17 protein-coding genes are annotated in these 19869 nt (G+C 36.8%); 14 read left to right on the top strand and 3 right to left on the bottom strand.

What is annotated here, in order from left to right:
- Nucleotides 1–266: 266 nt before the first annotated feature.
- Nucleotides 267–2306, top strand: coding sequence for a glucosaminidase domain-containing protein (locus HMPREF9180_RS05845; protein ID WP_046398790.1), 2040 nt, complete (start codon nt 267–269; stop codon nt 2304–2306).
- A 120-nt stretch (nt 2307–2426) separates the two neighbouring features.
- Here HMPREF9180_RS05845 and HMPREF9180_RS05840 read toward each other — a convergent pair whose 3' ends face one another.
- Nucleotides 2427–4262, bottom strand: coding sequence for an Ig-like domain-containing protein (locus HMPREF9180_RS05840; RefSeq protein ID WP_006145573.1), 1836 nt, complete (start codon nt 4260–4262; stop codon nt 2427–2429).
- A gap of 523 nt (nt 4263–4785) precedes the next feature.
- Between HMPREF9180_RS05840 and pynA the strand changes: the two genes are divergently transcribed.
- The 13 genes from pynA to HMPREF9180_RS05775 all read left to right on the top strand — a co-directional run bounded on the left by pynA (nt 4786) and on the right by HMPREF9180_RS05775 (nt 17543).
- Nucleotides 4786–5478: a pyrimidine 5'-nucleotidase PynA gene (gene pynA, locus HMPREF9180_RS05835; protein WP_006145572.1), complete on the top strand. Its 693-nt coding sequence runs from the start codon at nt 4786–4788 to the stop codon at nt 5476–5478.
- 23 nt (nt 5479–5501) lie between these two features.
- Nucleotides 5502–5795, top strand: a complete 294-nt coding sequence (locus tag HMPREF9180_RS05830; protein WP_025168677.1) for a hypothetical protein — start codon at nt 5502–5504, stop codon at nt 5793–5795.
- 133 nt (nt 5796–5928) lie between these two features.
- Nucleotides 5929–6684: a DUF4336 domain-containing protein gene (locus tag HMPREF9180_RS05825; protein WP_006145570.1), complete on the top strand. Its 756-nt coding sequence runs from the start codon at nt 5929–5931 to the stop codon at nt 6682–6684.
- An 11-nt stretch (nt 6685–6695) separates the two neighbouring features.
- A complete protein-coding gene (locus tag HMPREF9180_RS05820; RefSeq protein WP_025168676.1) occupies nt 6696–7349 on the top strand; it encodes a uracil-DNA glycosylase in 654 nt (217 codons plus the stop codon).
- A gap of 9 nt (nt 7350–7358) precedes the next feature.
- Nucleotides 7359–7823, top strand: a complete 465-nt coding sequence (locus HMPREF9180_RS05815; protein WP_006145568.1) for an NUDIX hydrolase — start codon at nt 7359–7361, stop codon at nt 7821–7823.
- Between the two features lie 12 nt (nt 7824–7835).
- Nucleotides 7836–9104 carry a dihydroorotase gene (locus HMPREF9180_RS05810; RefSeq protein ID WP_006145567.1) on the top strand — a complete coding sequence of 423 codons (1269 nt, stop codon included), beginning with the start codon at nt 7836–7838 and terminating at the stop codon, nt 9102–9104.
- A 43-nt stretch (nt 9105–9147) separates the two neighbouring features.
- Nucleotides 9148–10488 carry an MATE family efflux transporter gene (locus HMPREF9180_RS05805; protein WP_006145566.1) on the top strand — a complete coding sequence of 447 codons (1341 nt, stop codon included), beginning with the start codon at nt 9148–9150 and terminating at the stop codon, nt 10486–10488.
- Between the two features lie 168 nt (nt 10489–10656).
- The gene (locus HMPREF9180_RS05800; protein WP_006145565.1) at nt 10657–11625 is read left to right on the top strand and encodes a thiamine pyrophosphate-dependent dehydrogenase E1 component subunit alpha; all 969 of its coding nucleotides are present in this window, start codon (nt 10657–10659) and stop codon (nt 11623–11625) included.
- Between the two features lie 16 nt (nt 11626–11641).
- Nucleotides 11642–12634, top strand: coding sequence for an alpha-ketoacid dehydrogenase subunit beta (locus HMPREF9180_RS05795; RefSeq protein WP_006145564.1), 993 nt, complete (start codon nt 11642–11644; stop codon nt 12632–12634).
- Nucleotides 12635–12959: 325 nt separating this feature from the next.
- Nucleotides 12960–14003 (top strand): dihydrolipoamide acetyltransferase, encoded by a 1044-nt coding sequence (locus HMPREF9180_RS05790; protein ID WP_006145563.1) that lies wholly within the window; start codon nt 12960–12962, stop codon nt 14001–14003.
- 38 nt (nt 14004–14041) lie between these two features.
- Nucleotides 14042–15745, top strand: coding sequence for a dihydrolipoyl dehydrogenase (gene lpdA, locus HMPREF9180_RS05785; RefSeq protein WP_006145562.1), 1704 nt, complete (start codon nt 14042–14044; stop codon nt 15743–15745).
- A gap of 58 nt (nt 15746–15803) precedes the next feature.
- On the top strand, nt 15804–16793 hold the full coding sequence (lplA, locus tag HMPREF9180_RS05780) for a lipoate--protein ligase (RefSeq protein WP_006145561.1): 990 nt from the start codon (nt 15804–15806) through the stop codon (nt 16791–16793).
- Nucleotides 16794–16901: 108 nt separating this feature from the next.
- Nucleotides 16902–17543, top strand: coding sequence for a hypothetical protein (locus HMPREF9180_RS05775; RefSeq protein WP_006145560.1), 642 nt, complete (start codon nt 16902–16904; stop codon nt 17541–17543).
- Between the two features lie 86 nt (nt 17544–17629).
- On the opposite strand, the gene xerS is transcribed toward HMPREF9180_RS05775, so the two are convergent.
- Both xerS and HMPREF9180_RS05765 read right to left on the bottom strand, forming a co-directional pair.
- A complete protein-coding gene (xerS, locus tag HMPREF9180_RS05770) occupies nt 17630–18700 on the bottom strand; it encodes a tyrosine recombinase XerS (protein ID WP_006145559.1) in 1071 nt (356 codons plus the stop codon).
- A gap of 333 nt (nt 18701–19033) precedes the next feature.
- The gene (locus HMPREF9180_RS05765; RefSeq protein WP_006145558.1) at nt 19034–19777 is read right to left on the bottom strand and encodes a CPBP family intramembrane glutamic endopeptidase; all 744 of its coding nucleotides are present in this window, start codon (nt 19775–19777) and stop codon (nt 19034–19036) included.
- Nucleotides 19778–19869 lie beyond the last annotated feature (92 nt).

Here is a 19869-nt window from a genome sequence, read left to right as displayed (position 1 = left end):
TTAGTTTAAATTAGCAACATGGTATAAAAAGTAGTCATTCAGTCTCTGTTTGACTACTTTTTTGAACTTTTATTTCTGAAATGTTTTAAAAATATTACATCTTTCTTTCTTCTTGAGATAGTGCTTTTATATTTAAAATTATATTGTATAATATAAAAGATAAATACCTATTTAGACATAATTTAGGGAAAAATTAAATAAAAGTTTAGGATTTGAAAGGAATTGGTCATGAAAAAATATTGCTGGCAAGTACAATTGCTCTCTCTATGGCTGGGATAGCAAAATCACCGGCATTTGCTGAGGAAAACAAGGCTACAAATAGAACTCAAACTTCAGAACAAACTGTATCTAATAGCGTTGGAAAAGAAGAACAAAAGCAATCAAGCAGTCGCGATAAAGATCCTAACCAAAGTGCTAACGAAGGTTTAAATAAAACAGAAAAAGAATCTTCTCAAGACGGATCAAAGAAAGAGTCGTCTGAGAACAAAGAAAAAGCTTCAACTAAAGCAAATGTTGAAGAAGTTAACAAAGAAGGTTGGCAAAAAGAAAACGACCAATGGCGCTATTATGAAAATAACAAGGCAATCACAAATTGGAAAAAAATAGCTGGCCACTGGTACTATTTTAACAAGAACGGTGTGATGCTCAGTGATACTATCTATGATGGCTACCTCTTAAATAAAAGTGGAGCTGTGGTTGAGGATTCATGGTTAAAGATTGGTGAGAAGTGGTATTATGCTTCTGATTCCGGAAAAATGATCCGCAATCAATGGGAAAGAATTAACGGTTCCTGGTATTATTTCGACGATACTGGTGCTATGTTAAGTAAAGCCATTCATAATGATTACCTGCTTCAAAGTAGCGGTGCTATGCATGAAAAAGGATGGGTTAAAATGGATGAGAAGTGGTATTATGCTTCTGATTCTGGGAAAATTATTCGTAATAAATGGGAAAAGATTAACGGTTCCTGGTATCGTTTTGATGAAAATGGGAGCATGTTAAATGAGACTATTTATAATGACTACCTTCTTAAAACTAGCGGGGCCATGGCTGAGAAGGATTGGGCTAAAATAAACGAGAAATGGTATTATGCTTCTGATTCTGGGAAAGTCATCCGTAATAAATGGGAAAAAATCAACGGCTCTTGGTATGTATTTGACAAAGATGGGGTCATGTTGAGTAGTCAATGGAAGGATAAATACTACTTAAAAGATAGTGGCGCCATGGCTCAAAGCGAATGGTTCTTTGATAAAAAGTATAATAGTTGGTTCTATTTGAAATCTGATGGCTCTTATGCTGAAAATCAGTGGCAAGGCTCCTATTATCTTAAATCATATGGATACATGGCTAAGAATGAATGGATTTTCGATCCGCACTATAATGCTTGGTATTACCTCAAAGAAGATGGGGTTTATGTAACAGGTACCTATACCATTAACGGAAAAGAATATTCTTTCCTAAGTAATGGAAAATGGATTTCCGATTCATCAGCCTACTATAAAGTAAAACCAATAACAGCCAATGTATATAATGCTTCTGGTGAAAAACTCAGTTATATTTCTCAAGGAAGTATAGTATCAATTGACGGATCCGAAGAAATCGATGGTCGCCTACCAGTTAAAATTTCAGGTCTTTCAGGTTATATGAACAAAAGTGATTTAGTTGCCGTCAGCTCTGATAGCGACTTTATTCCTCATTATGTGACAGATGGTAAATATCTCTATCACGAGTTGTCACCATCTACAAGTATTCGTGTTGCTCCGTATAATTCATCAATGGAAATCGGTAAAAAATATTATTCAGCTGATGGTATTAACTTTGAAGACTTTACACTTGAAAATCCTTTTCTATTTAGAGACTTAAGAAAACCCACTAATTATTCAGCTGAGGAATTAGATAAAGTATATTCGTTAATGAATATTCAAGGAAGTCGTCTAGCTGGTAAGGGTGCTATTTTTAAAGAAGCAGAAGATCTCTATCAGATAAATGCACTCTACCTAATGGCTCATAGTGCTCTAGAAAGTGCATGGGGACGTAGTCAGATAGCCAAGGATAAAAATAATTTCTTTGGTATTGCTGCCTATGATACAACCCCATATGATTCAGCAAAGAGTTTCGACGATGTCGATAAGGGAATTTTAGGGGCAGCTAAGTGGATTCGAGATAATTATATTGGCTATGGAAGAACCTATCTTGGGAATAAATCATCTGGTATGAACGTTCTTTACGCTTCAGATCCATACTGGGGTGAAAAGATAGCAAGTATTATGATGACTATCAACAGTGAACTTGGTGAAAAAGACTAAAGTACTTTAAAATCGATAACTTTTTATAGTTATCGATTTTTTAATTAGGAATGTTAAAAGAATAGCTTTAAAAAAGGATTTACTCTCTTATGGTAAATCCTTTTTATACATTATTTTGCTTTAATCTTTTTTTGATTTATGTAAAATCACTAATAGTACAATTGAAGCAATTAAAATCACAAAACCAATAATTGTAACCAAAGTTCCTTTACCTTCACCAGTATCTGGAAGTCCTGGTTTATCATCCGTTGTTGTATTTTCAGTTGATGATGGAGGAGTTGTAACTTCAGTTGTAATTGTTGTAGTAGTAGGTGCTTCTGTAGTAGTAGTCGTTGTTGTTGGTGCCTCAGTCGTTGTTGTGGTTGTCGTAGGCGTTTCTGTTGTAGTTGTTGTAGTCGTAGGTGCCTCAGTCGTCGTAGTTGTCGTTGTTGCAGGCGCTTCAGTTGTCGTAGTTGTTGTAGTTGCAGGCGCCTCAGTTGTAGTTGTTGTTGTAGTAGGCGCTTTTGTTGTAGTTGTTGTCGTTGTTGCAGGAGCTTCTGTTGTTGTGGTGGTTGTAGTAGGAGCTTCTGTTGTTGTTGTGGTAGTCGTAGGAGCTTCCGTCGTTGTTGTAGTTGTAGTTGTAGTAGTAGTTGTTGTAGTCGTAGTAGTTGTTGTAGTTGTTTGTTCTTTTGGATTTACAATTGTCTTAGTCACTGAACGATTCGTTCCACTAAAGTCTTCAGCATTTACAACTGTATCTGCAGCAGTAATGGTATAACCTGCAGGTGCTTGTAACTCAGTTAAGATATATTTATCTTTCAAAAGAGCGTTAACTGTAATATTACCATTGGCATCTGTAACATATTCACCAATCACTTGATTGTTTGCTTGACGAACAATTTTGAATTTTGCTCCAGCAAGAGGTTGATTAGCGTCATCTACTTTATGGATATTAATGGTAAAGACATAACCGACACCAGAACCACCTGCAATTTGAACTGCAGCTGCATTCACAGCATCTTTGATAACAATTCCTTTACCTTTTAATGTAGCTTCATTTCTTAAAACTTCTCCATCAACAGGTGAATAATTTAACTGAACATCATAAGTAATACGGTACTGATCCGTTTCAGCAACATCTCCAAGACTAACAGAGAATGATTGTCCATCAGCGCTAACAGTAACCGGATGTTCATTGGTTACATCAGAAGTGTTATTAAATTGCCATTCGCCATCGACAAAAGACATTTCTCCTTTTGTCACACGGAAGCTATCTTTTACATAGGACGCATTCGTGAATTTCAAGTGGTCTTCAATTGTTACTTCTTTGATGTTTTGTTTCTTTTGGTTAATTGAGATTCCATAGGTAATTATTCTAGGATTATCTGAATGAACCCAACTAGTTTTCTTTAATTCATTAGGATTACCATCACCAACCCCTTTAAAATCAACCTTACCACCAATTGTTGTTTTCCCATTAACTGTTATTTCAACAGGAACCTCCCCTTTTTGTGGATGTTTCTTAAAGTCGATACGGGCATAGAAGTAGAATTTTCCGTTTGTATCAGAATGATTTTCCACATAATCCGTATAAGTTAATGAAAGTTTCTTGTTATCTTTATCAACAGTAGCATGTGCTATCACTTGATTGGTATTAATATCTCTAATATCAAAACTATCCGAAGTGATAATCAATGCATCAGGAACAGTGATTTCTGTTGTATCTCCTGCCTTTACATTTTTTCCAGCTAAATCATAGTCTGCATTAATTCGGAATGTTGCCCATTGTCCTAATTCCCAATCGAGGTTTCCGCCCTCATTATTGCTAACTTTGACATTTTTGATTGTATCCACAAATTTACCTGTAACAGATACACCAGGAGTTTCCGCAAAAGTTTTATTTAAACTAAATACGAAAATAGTTGTTAGCACACAAATCAAAAACGAGAAAATACTAAACTTCTTCTTTTTGTTCATAATATACTTCTTTCTAATAGAATTAAAATAATTTCTATGTATATTTTAAATTAGAATCTACCATTATATTAAATGGGAGAAAAATTAGAAATATAGGTTAATTTATAGACAAATCTTACCCAAGCCTCTTTCTAGTCTTAGACTTAAATTACCTATACTGTGAATTGTATCACAAATATTTTTAAATAACAAATAAAAATATATCAAATTACTGTTATAATATAAATTTTTGAAATATTTTAACAGTAGTGTTTTATCAATATATACGAACTAAATAGATGAGATGATTTATGAAAGAAAAACACGATATTTCCTGAAAATTTTCAATATAATTACAAGATATACCCTAGTTGTTTTAATGAAAACAAGTTTTGATTTTAATGGAATATTTATTTATCTTTTATGTATTTTATAAGTTTTTAGCTGAAAATTTTATATTCTTTCAATTAGTCTATTTGGGGATTTTTCTTCTTTATGCTATACTTTTATTGAATAGATTTATCGACAGAAGGATAAAAAGCTAATGAGATATAAATTTTTACTCTTTGACCTAGACCATACATTATTTGATTTCGATACAGCAGAGGATGTAGCCTTGACACAACTTCTGAAAGAAGAAGGAGTTGATAATATTCAGGCTTATAAGGATTACTATGTACCCATGAACATAGCTCTCTGGAAGGACTTAGAGCAGAAGAAAATTACAAAACATGAATTAGTCAATACGCGTTTTTCTAGATTGTTTGAGCACTTTGGTGTTGAAAAAGATGGTTCTTATTTAGCAAATCGCTATCAGTTTTATTTATCGCAACAGGGTCAAATATTTTCAGGTGCTATGGAGCTTTTAGATACTCTAATCGATCGCGGCTATGAAGTTTACGCAGCTACAAATGGAATCATTTCAATTCAGACGGGGCGTTTGACAAAATCTGGCCTAGCTCCTTATTTTAATCATGTTTTTATTTCAGAACAACTTGGAACACAGAAACCTGACGCTCTTTTCTACGAAAGAATTGGTCAACAAATACCTGGATTTTCCAAAGAAAATACCTTTATGATTGGTGATTCACTGACAGCAGATATCCAGGGTGGCAATAATGCAGGGATTGACACAATCTGGTACAATCCACATCATCTAGAAAATAAAACAGGCGCTCAACCGACTTACGAAGTCCATTCTTACCAAGACTTACTAAATTGTTTAGATGCTATGTAGTGATTTTCCTAAGAGGTGATGATATGGAAACTAAAGTGATTGAAGCGATTGACAACTTGCTAATCCTCGTTGAGGAGTATCAGTTAAAAGGTGTGATTGCTCAAGTAAATTCGTTAAAAGAGTTAAAGTACTTCATAAGCAATCATATAGAATTAAGTACTCGAGAGAAGATGAACATCCATCATTCACTCTTTCTTCCTAGGGGTGGCTTGTCTGAACTTTATTATATGGATGTAAATGAGGAGCGGATGAAGTCTGTTAATGAAAAACTTTCGCTTGCGATTGATACAATCGGAAAGTTTTTAATGGCTGACTAATCCTCTATCTTTTATATAAATACTGATGTCCAATATTCGAATAAATAACAGTATATATGTGAACTGTAAAAAGTGGTTTAGATAGCCACTTTTTGCTATAATAGAGGCAGTAAAAACGAAGGAATAGATAACAATGTTAAGGCCAGAACTTTCTCTTTATGAACCATTGTATACACTAAAGGAAGTTGATCAAAATATCTGGATAGTAGATGGTGATTTGATTCAAATGGACATGAAGATCTTCAAACTTCCTTTTCAGACACGTATGACGGTGATTAAGTTAAATGATGGCAAACTTTGGATTCATTCTCCTATTGCGCCAAATGAGGAACTCTTTACTGAACTGGATGCTTTGGGCAGAGTCGCTTACCTGGTTTCACCAAATAAGATTCACTACGCCTATATTGCAGATTGGAAAAAAAGATATCCTCATGCACAAGCATGGTCTAGTCCAGGAGTTGAAGAGAGAGCGAAAAGTCAGAATGTCAAGGTAGTATTTGATATTGACTTAACTGATAAGGCTCCTGATTTATGGTCTGATGAGATTGATCAACTTATTTTTAAGGGAAGTTCTGTCATCGAAGAGGTGGTCTTTTTTCATAAATCAACTAAAACACTCATAGTAACAGACCTTATAGAGAATTTTGAACCGGAAAAGATAGCTAGTCCAATCCGAAGAAGATTCTATCGTTTAGCTCGTGTAACAGCCCCTGATGGTCAAACTCCTATTGATTATCGGATGACTTTTTTAGGAAGACAAGGGGAAGCAAAAATGTCTTTTTTCCGTATGCTAAACTGGAAACCGGATAAGATTATACTTGCACATGGATTATGCTTTTTTAAAAATGGTACGGATGAATTAAGACGTGCTTTTAGATGGATACGATAAAGGGGAGAAAGATGCAACACTCATCTTGGCATGCTTTGATTAAGGAGCAATTACCTGAAGGTTATTTTGGGAAAATCAATCAATTTATGGAGAATGTCTACTCACAAGGAATTGTTTATCCACCTAGAGAAAAGGTTTTTCAGGCTCTTTTGTCAACTCCTCTAGAAGAGGTTAAAGTGGTGATTCTGGGGCAAGATCCTTATCATGGGCCTGGTCAGGCTCAGGGGTTGAGTTTTTCTGTTCCAGATAGTATTCCAGCTCCTCCTTCCTTGCAAAATATATTGAAAGAACTTTCTGATGACATTGGTATTAAAAAGTCCCATGATTTGACTTCATGGGCTCAGCAAGGTGTTTTGCTTCTAAATGCTTGTCTAACAGTTCCAGCTGGTCAAGCAAATGGGCACGCTGGTCAAATTTGGGAACCTTTTACGGATGCTGTTATAAAGGTTGTCAATAATTTGGATAGACCAATAGTCTTTGTACTGTGGGGTTCTTATGCTCGCAGGAAAAAAGCGCTGGTAACCAACCCTCAACATTTAATTTTAGAATCTGCTCACCCTAGTCCTTTATCTGTTTACAGAGGATTTTGGGGTTCAAAACCATTTTCCAAAGCCAATTCATTCTTAGAAAAAACTGGACAAGAGCCAATTGATTGGCTTAGATAAGGAGATATTATGCCTCAGTTAGCGACGATTTGTTACATTGATAATGGAAAAGAATATCTGATGCTTTATCGAAATAAAAAGCCCAATGATGTCCATGAAGGGAAGTGGATAGGAGTAGGAGGTAAACTTGAAAAGGGTGAAACTCCTCAAGAGTGTGCGACCCGTGAGATTTTCGAAGAAACGGGGTTAAAAGCAAAGCCTGTACTCAAAGGTATTATTACTTTCCCTGAATTTACACCAGACTTGGACTGGTATACTTATGTTTTTAAAGTAACTGAGTTTGAGGGTGAATTGATAGAGTGCGATGAGGGAACTCTGGAATGGGTTCCTTATGATGAAGTTCTCAGCAAGCCGACCTGGGAAGGGGACCATACCTTTGTCGAGTGGCTTTTAGAAGATAAGCCCTTCTTTTCAGCAAAGTTTGTTTATGATGGTGATAAGTTATTGGATACCCAAGTGGATTTCTACGAATAAAGGAGAAAGCAGATGTTACTAATTAAAAATGGTCGAGTAATGGATCCTAAGTCTGGTTTGGATCAAGTGTGTGATATCTTGGTTGAAGACAGTAAAATTGTCAAAATTGCACCACAAATTAGTGAAAAAGATGCAGAGGTCATTGATGCAACTGGTCTTGTCGTTGCACCCGGTTTGGTGGATATCCATGTTCATTTCCGTGAACCTGGTCAGACTCATAAAGAAGATATTCATACAGGTGCACTAGCAGCTGCTGCGGGTGGCTTTACGACGGTTGTTATGATGGCGAATACCAATCCAACCATCTCAGATGTTGAGACTTTAGAGGAAGTTCTTCAGTCTGCGGCCAAGGAAAAGATTAACGTTAAATCTGTAGCAACGATTACCAAAAACTTTAATGGACAAGATTTAACTGATTTTAAAGCACTTTTAGAAGCAGGTGCTGTTGGATTTTCTGATGATGGGATTCCTCTCGAAAGTAGCAAAGTTGTCAAGGAAGCCATGGAAGCGGCTAAAAAGTTGAATACCTTTATCAGTCTTCACGAAGAGGATCCTGGATTGAATGGTACGCTAGGTTTTAATGAAAACATTGCTAAAGAGCACTTCCATATTTGCGGAGCTACTGGTGTCGCAGAGTATGCGATGATTGCTCGAGATGTCATGATTGCCTATGCGACTAAGGCTCACGTTCATATCCAGCATTTGTCAAAAGAAGAAAGTGTCAAAGTTGTGGAGTTCGCTCAAGGCTTGGGAGCAAACGTAACTGCAGAAGTAGCACCGCAACATTTCTCTAAGACTGAAGCGCTTCTCTTGACTAAAGGAAGTAACGCTAAGATGAATCCACCTCTTCGTCTGGAGTCTGACCGTCGTGCAGTTATTGAAGGGCTTAAATCTGGAGTCATTTCTGTAATTGCAACTGACCACGCGCCACACCACGCTGATGAAAAGAATGTCGAAGATATTACCAAGGCACCATCAGGTATGACTGGATTGGAAACTTCCTTGTCACTAGGTTTAACTTATTTGGTTGAAACTGGTGAGTTAAGTTTGATGCAATTGCTTGAAAAAATGACAGTAAATCCAGCCAAATTGTATAAACTTGAAGCAGGTTATTTGGCTGAAAATGGTCCAGCTGATATTACCATTTTTGATGATAAGGCGGACCGAATCGTAGACACACATTTCGCATCAAAAGCATCTAATTCACCATTTATCGGTGAGCAATTAAAAGGGCAGGTAAAATTTACTATCTGTAGTGGACAAATTGTTTACAAAAACTAGGTGAAAAGCTACTCTATAAAAACAAAATTTAGAGAGGGTCTGTATGTACCCAACACATCAATCTAAAGATAAGTTTGTCTTGTTTCTCAAGATTTTCTTTCCCATTTTGATTTATCAATTAGCAAATTACTCTGCTTCCTTTGTAGATACGACCATGACCGGCCAGTACAATACTATTGATTTGGCTGGAGTAACAATGGCTACTAGTTTGTGGAATCCATTTTTTACCTTCTTAACTGGTATTGTTTCAGCTCTAGTTCCTATCATTGGACATCATTTGGGTCGAGGAAAACAGAAGAAAGTAGCTTCTGACTTCTATCAATTTCTTTATCTTTCGCTTGGTTTATCCATCTTTCTATTTGTTTTAGTTTTCTTTGTGGCACCACTTATTCTAAACAACATGGGGCTAGAAGCAGCCGTAACAGATATAGCAATTCGTTACCTATGGCTTTTAGCAATTGGAATTATTCCTCTCTTACTCTTTAGCGTTATTCGTTCATTACTGGATGCACTGGGATTAACCAAGCTATCCATGTATTTGATGCTCCTTTTATTACCTTTAAACAGTAGCTTCAACTATCTCTTGATCTACGGGGCTCTTGGCTTTCCTGAGTTAGGAGGAGCTGGAGCTGGACTTGGGACTTCCTTGGCTTATTGGGCTTTGTTACTAATTTCAATACTAGTCCTTCTTAAACAAGAAAAACTAAAAGAATTTCATTTAGAGAATCGTTTACCTTTAGACAAGAATCAGATAAAAGAAGCAATCAGATTAGGATTACCCATTGGCGGAACAGTATTTGCAGAGGTTGCTATTTTTTCAGCAGTTGGATTGATTATGGCAAAATTCTCATCATTGATCATTGCTAGTCATCAATCAGCTATGAATTTTTCGTCACTTATGTATGCTGTTCCTATGAGTATTTCAACGACTATGGCTATAGTTGTTTCTTATGAAGTAGGTGCAAAGCGTTTAGAAGATGCTAAGAAATTTATTAAAATTGGTCGACTATCCGCTATGGTGTTCGCAATGTTAACTCTCAGTTTTTTGTATATTTTTCGAGAAAATGTTGCCAAACTATATGGATACGATTCCGATTTCATTCACTTAACTGCTAGTTTTATGACCTATAGCTTGTTTTTCCAGTTAGCTGATACATTTGCAGCACCCTTACAAGGCATTTTGCGAGGTTACAAGGACACGGTTATACCCTTTTATCTTGGCCTCATTGGATACTGGGGCGTAGCTATTCCTCTTGGATTGCTCTTGGATTATACGACAAGTTTAGGACCTTACTCATATTGGATTGGTCTCATTATAAGTTTAGTAGTCAGTGGTCTCCTCTATCAGTGGCGTTTACAAGTTATTATAAATAAAATGAAATAATACTTAAACGAATTAGTTTGTGAAATATTTATTCTATGTATAGAAAAGTCTTGATTTTATTGACTTTTCTTTTTTTATATTGTGAAAAATATAGACATTTTTTTTGACTCTGATGTACTAATAAAGTAAAATAGAATTACAAGAATTTAAACTTAGAAAGGCAAAATTATGTCAACTCTAGATAAAAATCTTCTACTTGAGATGTTCCGTAAGATGGAAGAAATCCGTCGTATGGATTTGAAGATTGCTCAATTGGTAAAAAAAGGGAAAGTGCCAGGAATGACGCACTTCTCTGTTGGTGAGGAAGCGGCAAACGTTGGGGCTATGTTGGCTCTAAACAAAGATGACTTAATTACCTCGAATCACCGTGGTCACGGTCAAGCCATTGCCAAAGGTATCGACCTCAATGGAATGATGGCTGAAATCCTAGGTAAATACACTGGAACTTGTAAAGGTAAAGGTGGGTCAATGCATATCGCCGACCTTGACGCTGGTAACCTTGGTGCTAATGGTATTGTAGGTGGTGGTATGGGAATTGCAGTAGGTGCTGCCCTCACTCAACAAATGAAAAATACCGGTAAGATTGTCGTCTGCTTATTCGGTGATGGTGCAACAAACGAAGGTGTATTCCACGAAGCGGTGAATATGGCTTCAATCTGGAATCTTCCTGTTATTTTCTACTGCATCAATAACGGATACGGAATTTCAGCAGATATTAAGAAAATGACAAATGTTCAACATATCCATGAACGTAGCGCTGCATACGGTATTCCTGGTATGTTTATCCCTGATGGAAACAATGTTATCGATGTCTACGAAGGATTTAAGAAAGCAGTCGATCATGTCCGCTCTGGTAAAGGTCCTGTCTTGATTGAAAGTGTAACCTACCGCTGGCTTGGTCACTCATCTTCAGACCCAGGTAAATATCGTACACGTGAAGAAGTCGATGAGTGGAAACAAAAAGATCCAATTGAAAATCTTCGTAAGTACCTTGTTGAAAATAATATTGCTAGTGCAGAAGAACTCGAAGAAATTCAAGCGCAAGTTAAGGAAGCAGTGGAAGCATCTGTTAAATTTGCTGAAGAAAGTCCATTCCCTCCGCTTGAATCAGCATTTGAAGATATTTACGCAGACTAAGGAGAAGTAGAGAAATATGGAAACAAAATTAATGTCTTTCCGCGATACCATTATCCTTGCAATGTCTGAGGAAATGCGTCGTGATGAAAATGTGCTTTTGATGGGTGAAGATGTCGGAGTTTTTGGTGGAGACTTCGGAACTTCTGTAGGTATGTTAGAGGAGTTTGGGCCAGAACGTGTACGTGACTGTCCGATTTCCGAAGCTGCAATCTCTGGTGCAGCTGCTGGTGCTGCTATGACTGGACTTCGCCCAATCGTTGATATGACGTTCATGGACTTTTCTGTTATTGCCATGGATAATATCGTCAACCAAGCAGCTAAAACTCGTTACATGTTTGGCGGTAAAGGTCAAGTGCCGATTACAATCCGTTGTGCCGCTGGTAACGGAGTAGGTTCTGCAGCTCAGCACTCACAATCATTGGAATCTTGGTTCACTCATATCCCAGGATTGAAGGTTGTAGCTCCAGGTACACCAGCTGATATGAAGGGACTTCTTAAGTCTTCTATCCGTGACAACAACCCTGTTATCATTCTTGAATACAAATCAGAATTTAACCAAAAAGGTGAAGTTCCTGTTGATCCAGACTATACTATCCCACTTGGTGTCGGGGAAATCAAACGCGAAGGAACTGATGTAACTGTCGTAACATACGGTAAAATGCTTCGTCGTGTTATGCAAGCTGCTGAAGAATTGGCTGAAGAAGGCATCTCAGTAGAAGTAGTAGACCCACGTACTTTGGTTCCACTTGATAAAGACATCATCATTAATTCAGTTAAGAAGACTGGAAAAGTAGTTCTAGTCAATGATGCCCACAAGACAAGCGGATTTATCGGAGAAATCTCAGCTATTATCTCAGAATCAGAAGCATTTGATTACTTGGATGCACCAATCCGTCGCTGTGCAGGTGAGGATGTACCAATGCCTTATGCACAAAATCTTGAAAATGCAATGATTCCGACGGTCGAAAGCATCAAAGATGCAATCCGTAAAACATATAACAAACAATAGAACATAAAATAAATTATGTAAAAAATAATCAGACGAGAAGCTTGTATCTATAGATGCAAAGTTCTCTACGTCCTTGATATCTTAGATTAGAGCTCGGGCTAAAGTCTGTGTGAAAAAGATAAACTTTCCTAGAGACTAAAGTTTCTTCGTCAAGTTTCCTATTTTCACTTTGTCTTTTAACGCCCTTAGTATCATGTAATTGAATTCGGACGGAGGTCTGTGAAAAAAAGATAGATTTCCTTGTGTTCATCGAACACATCGTCAATCTCCTATTTTTTCATTGCCCTCTTCGTCCTTAATATCTTAGTATAGAATAGGAGAGGTCATGGCTGATGATAAGCTAAGAGCGACTCCTGCAGCTAGAAAATTAGCGGATGATTTAGGGATTAATCTCTACGACATTTCTGGCTCAGGCGCAAACGGTCGTGTCCACAAAGAAGACGTGGAAACATATAAAGACACTAACGTGGTTCGCATTTCACCACTCGCAAAACGAATTGCACTAGAGCATAATATTGCTTGGCAGGAAATCCAAGGAACTGGTCACCGTGGTAAAATCATGAAGAAGGACGTTTTGGCCTATCTTCCTGAAAATATCGAAAATGACACCATTAAATCACCTGCTCAAATTGAGAAAGTGGAAGAAGTTCCAGACAACGTAACGCCTTATGGAGAAATCGAACGCATTCCGATGACTCCTATGCGTAAGGTTATTGCTCAACGTATGGTTGAATCATATTTAACTGCACCAACCTTCACGCTTAACTACGATGTAGATATGTCTGAAATGCTTGCGCTTCGTAAGAAAGTTCTTGATCCAATTATGGAAGCAACTGGTAAGAAAATCACTGTGACAGACTTGCTTTCACTCGCAGTTGTTAAGACGCTTATGAAACACCCTTACATCAACGCTTCATTGACAGAAGATGGTAAGACTATTATCACTCACAACTATGTCAACCTTGCGATGGCAGTTGGTATGGATAACGGTCTTATGACACCAGTTGTCTACAATGCTGAAAAGATGACCTTGTCTGAATTGGTTGTTGCATTTAAAGATGTCATTGGACGTACTTTAGATGGTAAACTAGCTCCTAGCGAATTGCAAAATTCAACTTTCACCATCAGTAACTTGGGAATGTTTGGGGTTCAATCATTTGGTCCTATCATTAACCAACCAAACTCAGCAATTCTTGGGGTTAGCTCAACAGTTGAGAAACCAGTTGTAGTAAATGGTGAAATCGTAATTCGTCCAATTATGAGTCTTGGATTGACAATTGACCACCGTGTCGTAGATGGCATGGCTGGTGCTAAGTTTATGAAAGACTTAAAAGCTTTGATTGAAAACCCAATCTCAATGTTGGTTTAAAATATTTGTTTTAGAAATATAGATAGAGGAAGTAAGATATGGCCTTAGAAGTAATTATGCCAAAAGCCGGCGTGGATATGACAGAAGGACAAATCGTCCAATGGAATAAGAAAGTCGGAGAATTTGTAAAAGAAGGAGAAATCCTTTTGGAAATCATGACTGACAAAGTCAGCATGGAATTGGAAGCAGAAGAAGACGGTTACTTGATCGCTATCCTTAAAGGTGATGGAGAAACTGTCCCTGTTACTGAAGTTATCGGTTATCTTGGTGAAGAAGGGGAAAATATCCCAACAGCTGGAGCAGCTGCACCAGAAGCTAGCCCAGCACCTGCAGCAAGTGCCTCAAACGACGATGGTAAGAGCAATGATGCTTATGATGTTGTTGTAATCGGTGGTGGACCTGCTGGCTATGTATCTGCTATTAAAGCAGCTCAGTTAGGTGGTAAGGTTGCTCTTGTTGAGAAATCTGAACTTGGTGGAACTTGTTTGAACCGTGGATGTATCCCAACTAAGACTTACCTTCACAACGCCGAAATTATTGAAAATATCGGTCATGCAGCTAATCGTGGTATCGTAATTGAAAATCCTAATTTTACAGTTGATATGGAGAAACTTTTAGAAACAAAATCTAAAGTTGTCAATACCCTTGTTGGTGGTGTTGCAGGACTTCTTCGTAGCTATGGAGTTGATGTTCATAAAGGTATCGGTACTATTACTAAAGATAAGAATGTCTTGGTAAATGGTTCTGAATTGCTTGAAACCAAGAAAATCATCCTTGCTGGTGGTTCTAAAGTCAGCAAGATTAATGTTCCAGGTATGGAATCACCACTTGTGATGACTAGTGACGATATTCTTGAAATGAATGAAGTTCCAGAAAGCCTTGTGATTATTGGTGGTGGTGTCGTTGGTATCGAACTTGGTCAAGCCTTTATGACATTTGGTTCAAAAGTTACTGTTATCGAAATGATGGACCGCATTGTACCAGCTATGGATGCTGAAGTATCTAAGAACCTACGTCTAATCCTAGAACGTAAAGGTATGACTATCTTGACAGGTACTAAACTCCAAGAAATCATTGAAGAAGATGGCAAACTCCGTATCAAGGTTGAAGGAAAAGATGATATTATCGCGAATAAAGCCCTTCTTTCAATCGGTCGTGTTCCAGATCTTGAAGGTATCGGAGATGTTGAGTTTGAATTAGACCGTGGTCGTATTAAGGTTAATGAATACATGGAAACTTCTGTTCCAGGTATCTATGCGCCAGGTGATATCAACGGTACTAAGATGTTGGCTCACGCTGCCTTCCGTATGGGTGAAGTAGCAGCTGAAAATGCTCTTAAAGGAAACCACGTTGTTGCTAAATTGAACTTGACTCCTGCAGCTATCTACACACTTCCAGAAGTAGCAGCAGTTGGTTTAACAGAAGAACAAGCTCGTGAGAAATACGATGTCCAAATCGGTAAATTCAACTTTGCTGCAAACGGACGTGCCATTGCATCAGATGCAGCTCAAGGATTCGTTAAGGTTATTGCCGATAAGAAATATGGCGAAATCCTTGGAGTTCACATCATTGGTCCTGCAGCAGCAGAATTGATCAACGAAGCGTCAAGCATCATCGAAATGGAAATCACTGTTGAAGAAATGCTTAAGACAATCCACGGACACCCAACATACTCTGAAGTTATGTACGAAGCGTTTGCGGATGTTCTTGGAATGGCCATCCATTCACCTAAGAAAAAATAAAAATAGATAGACTAGACTGGAATTATTTTCCAGTCTCTATCGTATTAGAAGGTATCTTATGAAATACATTATCAATCATTCAAATGACACTGCCTTTAATATTGCTTTAGAGGAATATGCTTTTAAACATCTTTTGGACGAGGATCAAATCTTCCTTCTTTGGATTAACAAACCATCTATTATTGTAGGACGTCACCAAAATACGATTGAAGAAATTAACCGTGACTATGTTCGTGAAAATGGAATTGAAGTAGTCCGTCGAATCAGTGGTGGTGGAGCTGTTTACCATGATTTGAACAACCTTAACTATACAATCATTTCAAAAGAAGATGAAAACAAGGCCTTTGACTTCAAGAGCTTCTCTACTCCAGTTATCAATACTTTAGCTGAACTTGGTGTTAAAGCTGAATTTACAGGCCGTAACGATTTAGAAATCGACGGTAAGAAATTCTGTGGAAATGCACAAGCCTATATCAATGGCCGTATCATGCACCATGGTTGTCTTCTCTTTGACGTGGATTTGTCAGTCCTAGCTAATGCACTTAAAGTGTCTAAAGATAAGTTTGAATCAAAAGGTGTTAAATCAGTCCGTGCTCGAGTAACTAATATTATCGATGAGTTACCAGAAAAGATCACTGTTGAAGAGTTCCGTGACTTGCTTTTGGAATACATGAAAAAAGAATACCCTGAAATGACAGAGTATGTGTTCTCAGATGAAGAATTGGCTGAAATCAATCGAATCAAAGAAACTAAGTTTGGAACTTGGGACTGGAATTATGGGAAATCACCTGAATACAATGTCCGTCGTGGAACTAAATTCCCAAGCGGTAAGGTTGAAATCTTCGCTAACGTCATTGAATCAAAAATCCAAGACATCAAGATTTATGGTGACTTCTTCGGTATCGAAGACGTTGCAGCAGTAGAAGATGTTCTTCGTGGTGTCAAATACGAACGTGAGGATGTCCTCAAAGCCCTTCAAACCATTAACCTAGGTCGTTACTTCGCAGGAATCACTGCAGAAGAAATTGCTGAAGCAGTTGTAGAATAAAATCAAAAGAGATCCATGTAATATGGATTTCTTTTTTTAAACTTGATAATCATCCATGATGAGAGTATAATGTAGTTGAATTTTTAAATAAGGAAGGAAAAATTAAAAATGATAGAGGTTCCAATTGAAAATCTCGGTCTATTTGAACAGTTAGATCGTATTGTGGTAGCATTTTTTAAGAATCAAGAAACTACAAATCCTTATGATTTAAACATTAGTATCACACAAGAGCATTTCGATAAGAAAAAACAAGAGTTAGAGCCATTAGGTTATCAAGCTGTCCAACTACCATTAGGAATGGCTTTAGATAATGTTATTCAGCAAGCACATTTTAAAGCATTGATTATTGGTGGTCTTGCTCCTGAGGAAATCATCGTAAGCAAAGAAGCGTTAATGCCTCTAAAAGACATTGTTGATAGTTTTTGCATTATGTACGCTGCAGCTAATAACCGTCTTGAAAATAGTAAGGCTTATGAATTAATGAAAGATAAAACGGTCTACTTTATTGGTAAACTTCTGACTGATAACCCACAGAAAGGTGATGAAATTGCTTATATGGGTATCGATCGTACAGCTAGTGACGGTACTCCTTATGAAGCTGTTAAATGCTTTCTAACAAAAGATAGCGCAGAGAAGTTCAATGGTGAAAAAAGACCTGTCACCCCTGCAAACTTGGCCTATCTAAAATCATTCTGGAGGAAACCAGTCATTATTGAACCTCACAGAAATTATTGGATTGAATTTTTATAGAAAGAATAAAAGAGCGTAAGATTCGATAAAAAAACCTACGCTCTTTTTCTAACACTAAAATATTACATAATTTATATTATGTAATATTATAAACTATCCAAGGCATTTTTCTGTTCGTCATTAACGATATGCGTATACAAGTCCGTTACCTGTGTGCTAGCATGTCCCAGCTGGTGGCTGACCAAAACTTGGGATTTGGTTGCATCATAGAGACGGGTTGCAAGAGTATGGCGCAGTTTATGGGGAGTTACGCGGACTTTAAAATCTTCTGAATACTTGGCGACCATTTTTTCAACACTAGAAGCATCGATACGGTTTGGAACACCTCGATATAAGGTTAGAAAGAGGGCTGTATCGGTCTTTTCTGTCTTATAACGTTTGTCTCGAATAGCAAGATATTGCTCTAAATAGGGTTTAGCAAAGGCAGCCACATTGACTGAGTCTCTTTTTCCACCTTTTCGAGTAACATCAATCACCATCATTTTAAGGTTAAGATCTCGAAGATCTAAGTTAACTGCCTCAGAAAGACGGACACCAGAGGCAAGAAGGAGTGCGATAATGGCTAAATCTCGCTCCTTATTCTTGTTAAAGGACGATAAGGCTCGATTTGAGAGTGTTTGAGGGTATTCCTCATCTATATAATTCAAAAATCCCTCTGTTTCATCACCTAAAAAGAGCTTTTGCTTGATATTTTCAGCTCGGGCCGCCAAGGTTTCTTTCTTTTTCTTGGTTGCAACCTTCTTCATGACGTTACGGTAGAAATAAGGTTCCCCTTGCTCATTTTCAACCTCCTCAGTCAAGTACTTATAGAGACTAGAAAGTGCCGAAAGAGTACGGTTAATGGTTGTTTGAGAAACCCCATTTTTCGTCGTATTGGCATTGAGCAGAGGACGTTCACGTAAGTAAAGAATAAAGGACTCCATGTCTTTCTTGGTCATGTGCTCCAGAACGTCTAAAGGAATCTTGGCCATGGTGTCAGCATTCGATATTCCAGATTCCATAACCCAGGTGAAAAATCGATCGTATTCCTTTAAATATTCGTACAAGGTCGTAAAACTGTAAGGAACAGCCAGTTTCGATTGATAGTATTCCAGAACGTACCAGGGCATGACTTGTTTGAGTTTATCAATCCGTTCTAATAAGATCTCGCGTTTCATATTTTTCTCCAAATCTTTCTATACTAGTAGTATAGCATAGCAAGATATATTTTTCAAGAAAATTATAGTTTTTCGGAAAGATGTTATAGGGGATATATAGGAATGGATAAAAAAACCAAAAAATTTTTAAGCCAATTATACTCAATTATGTACTTTATTTAAGTGAAAACTAAAAATCGTTCAAATGTACATTAACTTTTATTTTTTCTATCAATGTTTAAATAACTTTTACATAAACTTATAATTTTCTCTAAAATCAATAAAATCCAAATCAACAAAGTGATTTGGATTTTTAACACTCTATTAAATGTTCAAAATTATTCTAAATACTATTTAATATGTTTTATACTTTACTTTGCTAGACATTACTAGATAACACGATGCAACAATAACAATAATTCTGATTAGATACATTCCGTAATGGTCGTCACTGATAGTCAATTGAGAAAACATATTAATCATTGAATGTGTCATTACACAAATCCAGAGATTCTTTGTTTTTAAATAAAGAGCTGAAAGAATAAAGGAATTTGTTAGTAATCCAAATAAAAAAGGTACTATTTGAAGGTTGGCTAGAGAACCATCTATATAAAAGAACAATAAATGCCAAATTGACCACATGATAAATGTTAAAATTGTCGCTTGAAAATAGTGAAACTTTTCTTGTAAAATTGGCTGAAATACGTATCTCCAACCAATTTCTTCCAAACCTCCAAATATAATAAATTTAAAAAACATCAGAATAGGAAGATACCAGATAAATTGTACGATTTTCCCCCCAAAAAATAGAAAAGAGAAATCAAGAATAATAAGAAAAAATGCTAATAAATAATGTTTGTAACTGGTCTGAATGTTAAAAAAATCTTTTATTATCTTCTTTAAGTCAATCTCATAATACCAAATAGCAACAATACTTCCCCATAAGGCTGTAGAAATACCACCTATCATTACTCCGAAAACATTTATTAGATCAGAATGAACAGCATAATAATTGCAGAAAAATACAACTAAACAAACTAATAATAATTGGCTAAAAGTCCCCAGTAAATAAACTGCAAGAGCTTTATTTCTACTCATATCATCTCCCTTTAATTATTTTAAATATCCTAAAAAATAAATACTTAACATAAATTAAATTATGTAACAAATACATTCTCTAATCTTTTTGT

It is taken from the genome of Streptococcus peroris ATCC 700780 (assembly GCF_000187585.1).
Lineage (GTDB): Bacteria > Bacillota > Bacilli > Lactobacillales > Streptococcaceae > Streptococcus > Streptococcus peroris.
Note: the sequence above shows the minus strand (reverse complement) of the source record. Positions and strands in the feature narration are given on the sequence as shown.

Coding starts and splice junctions, on each gene's coding strand:
- HMPREF9180_RS05845 (WP_046398790.1), top strand. CDS start 267: ATGGCTGGGATAGCAAAATCACCGGCATTTGCTGAGGAAAACAAGGCT.
- HMPREF9180_RS05840 (WP_006145573.1), bottom strand. CDS start 4,262: ATGAACAAAAAGAAGAAGTTTAGTATTTTCTCGTTTTTGATTTGTGTG.
- pynA (WP_006145572.1), top strand. CDS start 4,786: ATGAGATATAAATTTTTACTCTTTGACCTAGACCATACATTATTTGAT.
- HMPREF9180_RS05830 (WP_025168677.1), top strand. CDS start 5,502: ATGGAAACTAAAGTGATTGAAGCGATTGACAACTTGCTAATCCTCGTT.
- HMPREF9180_RS05825 (WP_006145570.1), top strand. CDS start 5,929: ATGTTAAGGCCAGAACTTTCTCTTTATGAACCATTGTATACACTAAAG.
- HMPREF9180_RS05820 (WP_025168676.1), top strand. CDS start 6,696: ATGCAACACTCATCTTGGCATGCTTTGATTAAGGAGCAATTACCTGAA.
- HMPREF9180_RS05815 (WP_006145568.1), top strand. CDS start 7,359: ATGCCTCAGTTAGCGACGATTTGTTACATTGATAATGGAAAAGAATAT.
- HMPREF9180_RS05810 (WP_006145567.1), top strand. CDS start 7,836: ATGTTACTAATTAAAAATGGTCGAGTAATGGATCCTAAGTCTGGTTTG.
- HMPREF9180_RS05805 (WP_006145566.1), top strand. CDS start 9,148: ATGTACCCAACACATCAATCTAAAGATAAGTTTGTCTTGTTTCTCAAG.
- HMPREF9180_RS05800 (WP_006145565.1), top strand. CDS start 10,657: ATGTCAACTCTAGATAAAAATCTTCTACTTGAGATGTTCCGTAAGATG.
- HMPREF9180_RS05795 (WP_006145564.1), top strand. CDS start 11,642: ATGGAAACAAAATTAATGTCTTTCCGCGATACCATTATCCTTGCAATG.
- HMPREF9180_RS05790 (WP_006145563.1), top strand. CDS start 12,960: ATGGCTGATGATAAGCTAAGAGCGACTCCTGCAGCTAGAAAATTAGCG.
- lpdA (WP_006145562.1), top strand. CDS start 14,042: ATGGCCTTAGAAGTAATTATGCCAAAAGCCGGCGTGGATATGACAGAA.
- lplA (WP_006145561.1), top strand. CDS start 15,804: ATGAAATACATTATCAATCATTCAAATGACACTGCCTTTAATATTGCT.
- HMPREF9180_RS05775 (WP_006145560.1), top strand. CDS start 16,902: ATGATAGAGGTTCCAATTGAAAATCTCGGTCTATTTGAACAGTTAGAT.
- xerS (WP_006145559.1), bottom strand. CDS start 18,700: ATGAAACGCGAGATCTTATTAGAACGGATTGATAAACTCAAACAAGTC.
- HMPREF9180_RS05765 (WP_006145558.1), bottom strand. CDS start 19,777: ATGAGTAGAAATAAAGCTCTTGCAGTTTATTTACTGGGGACTTTTAGC.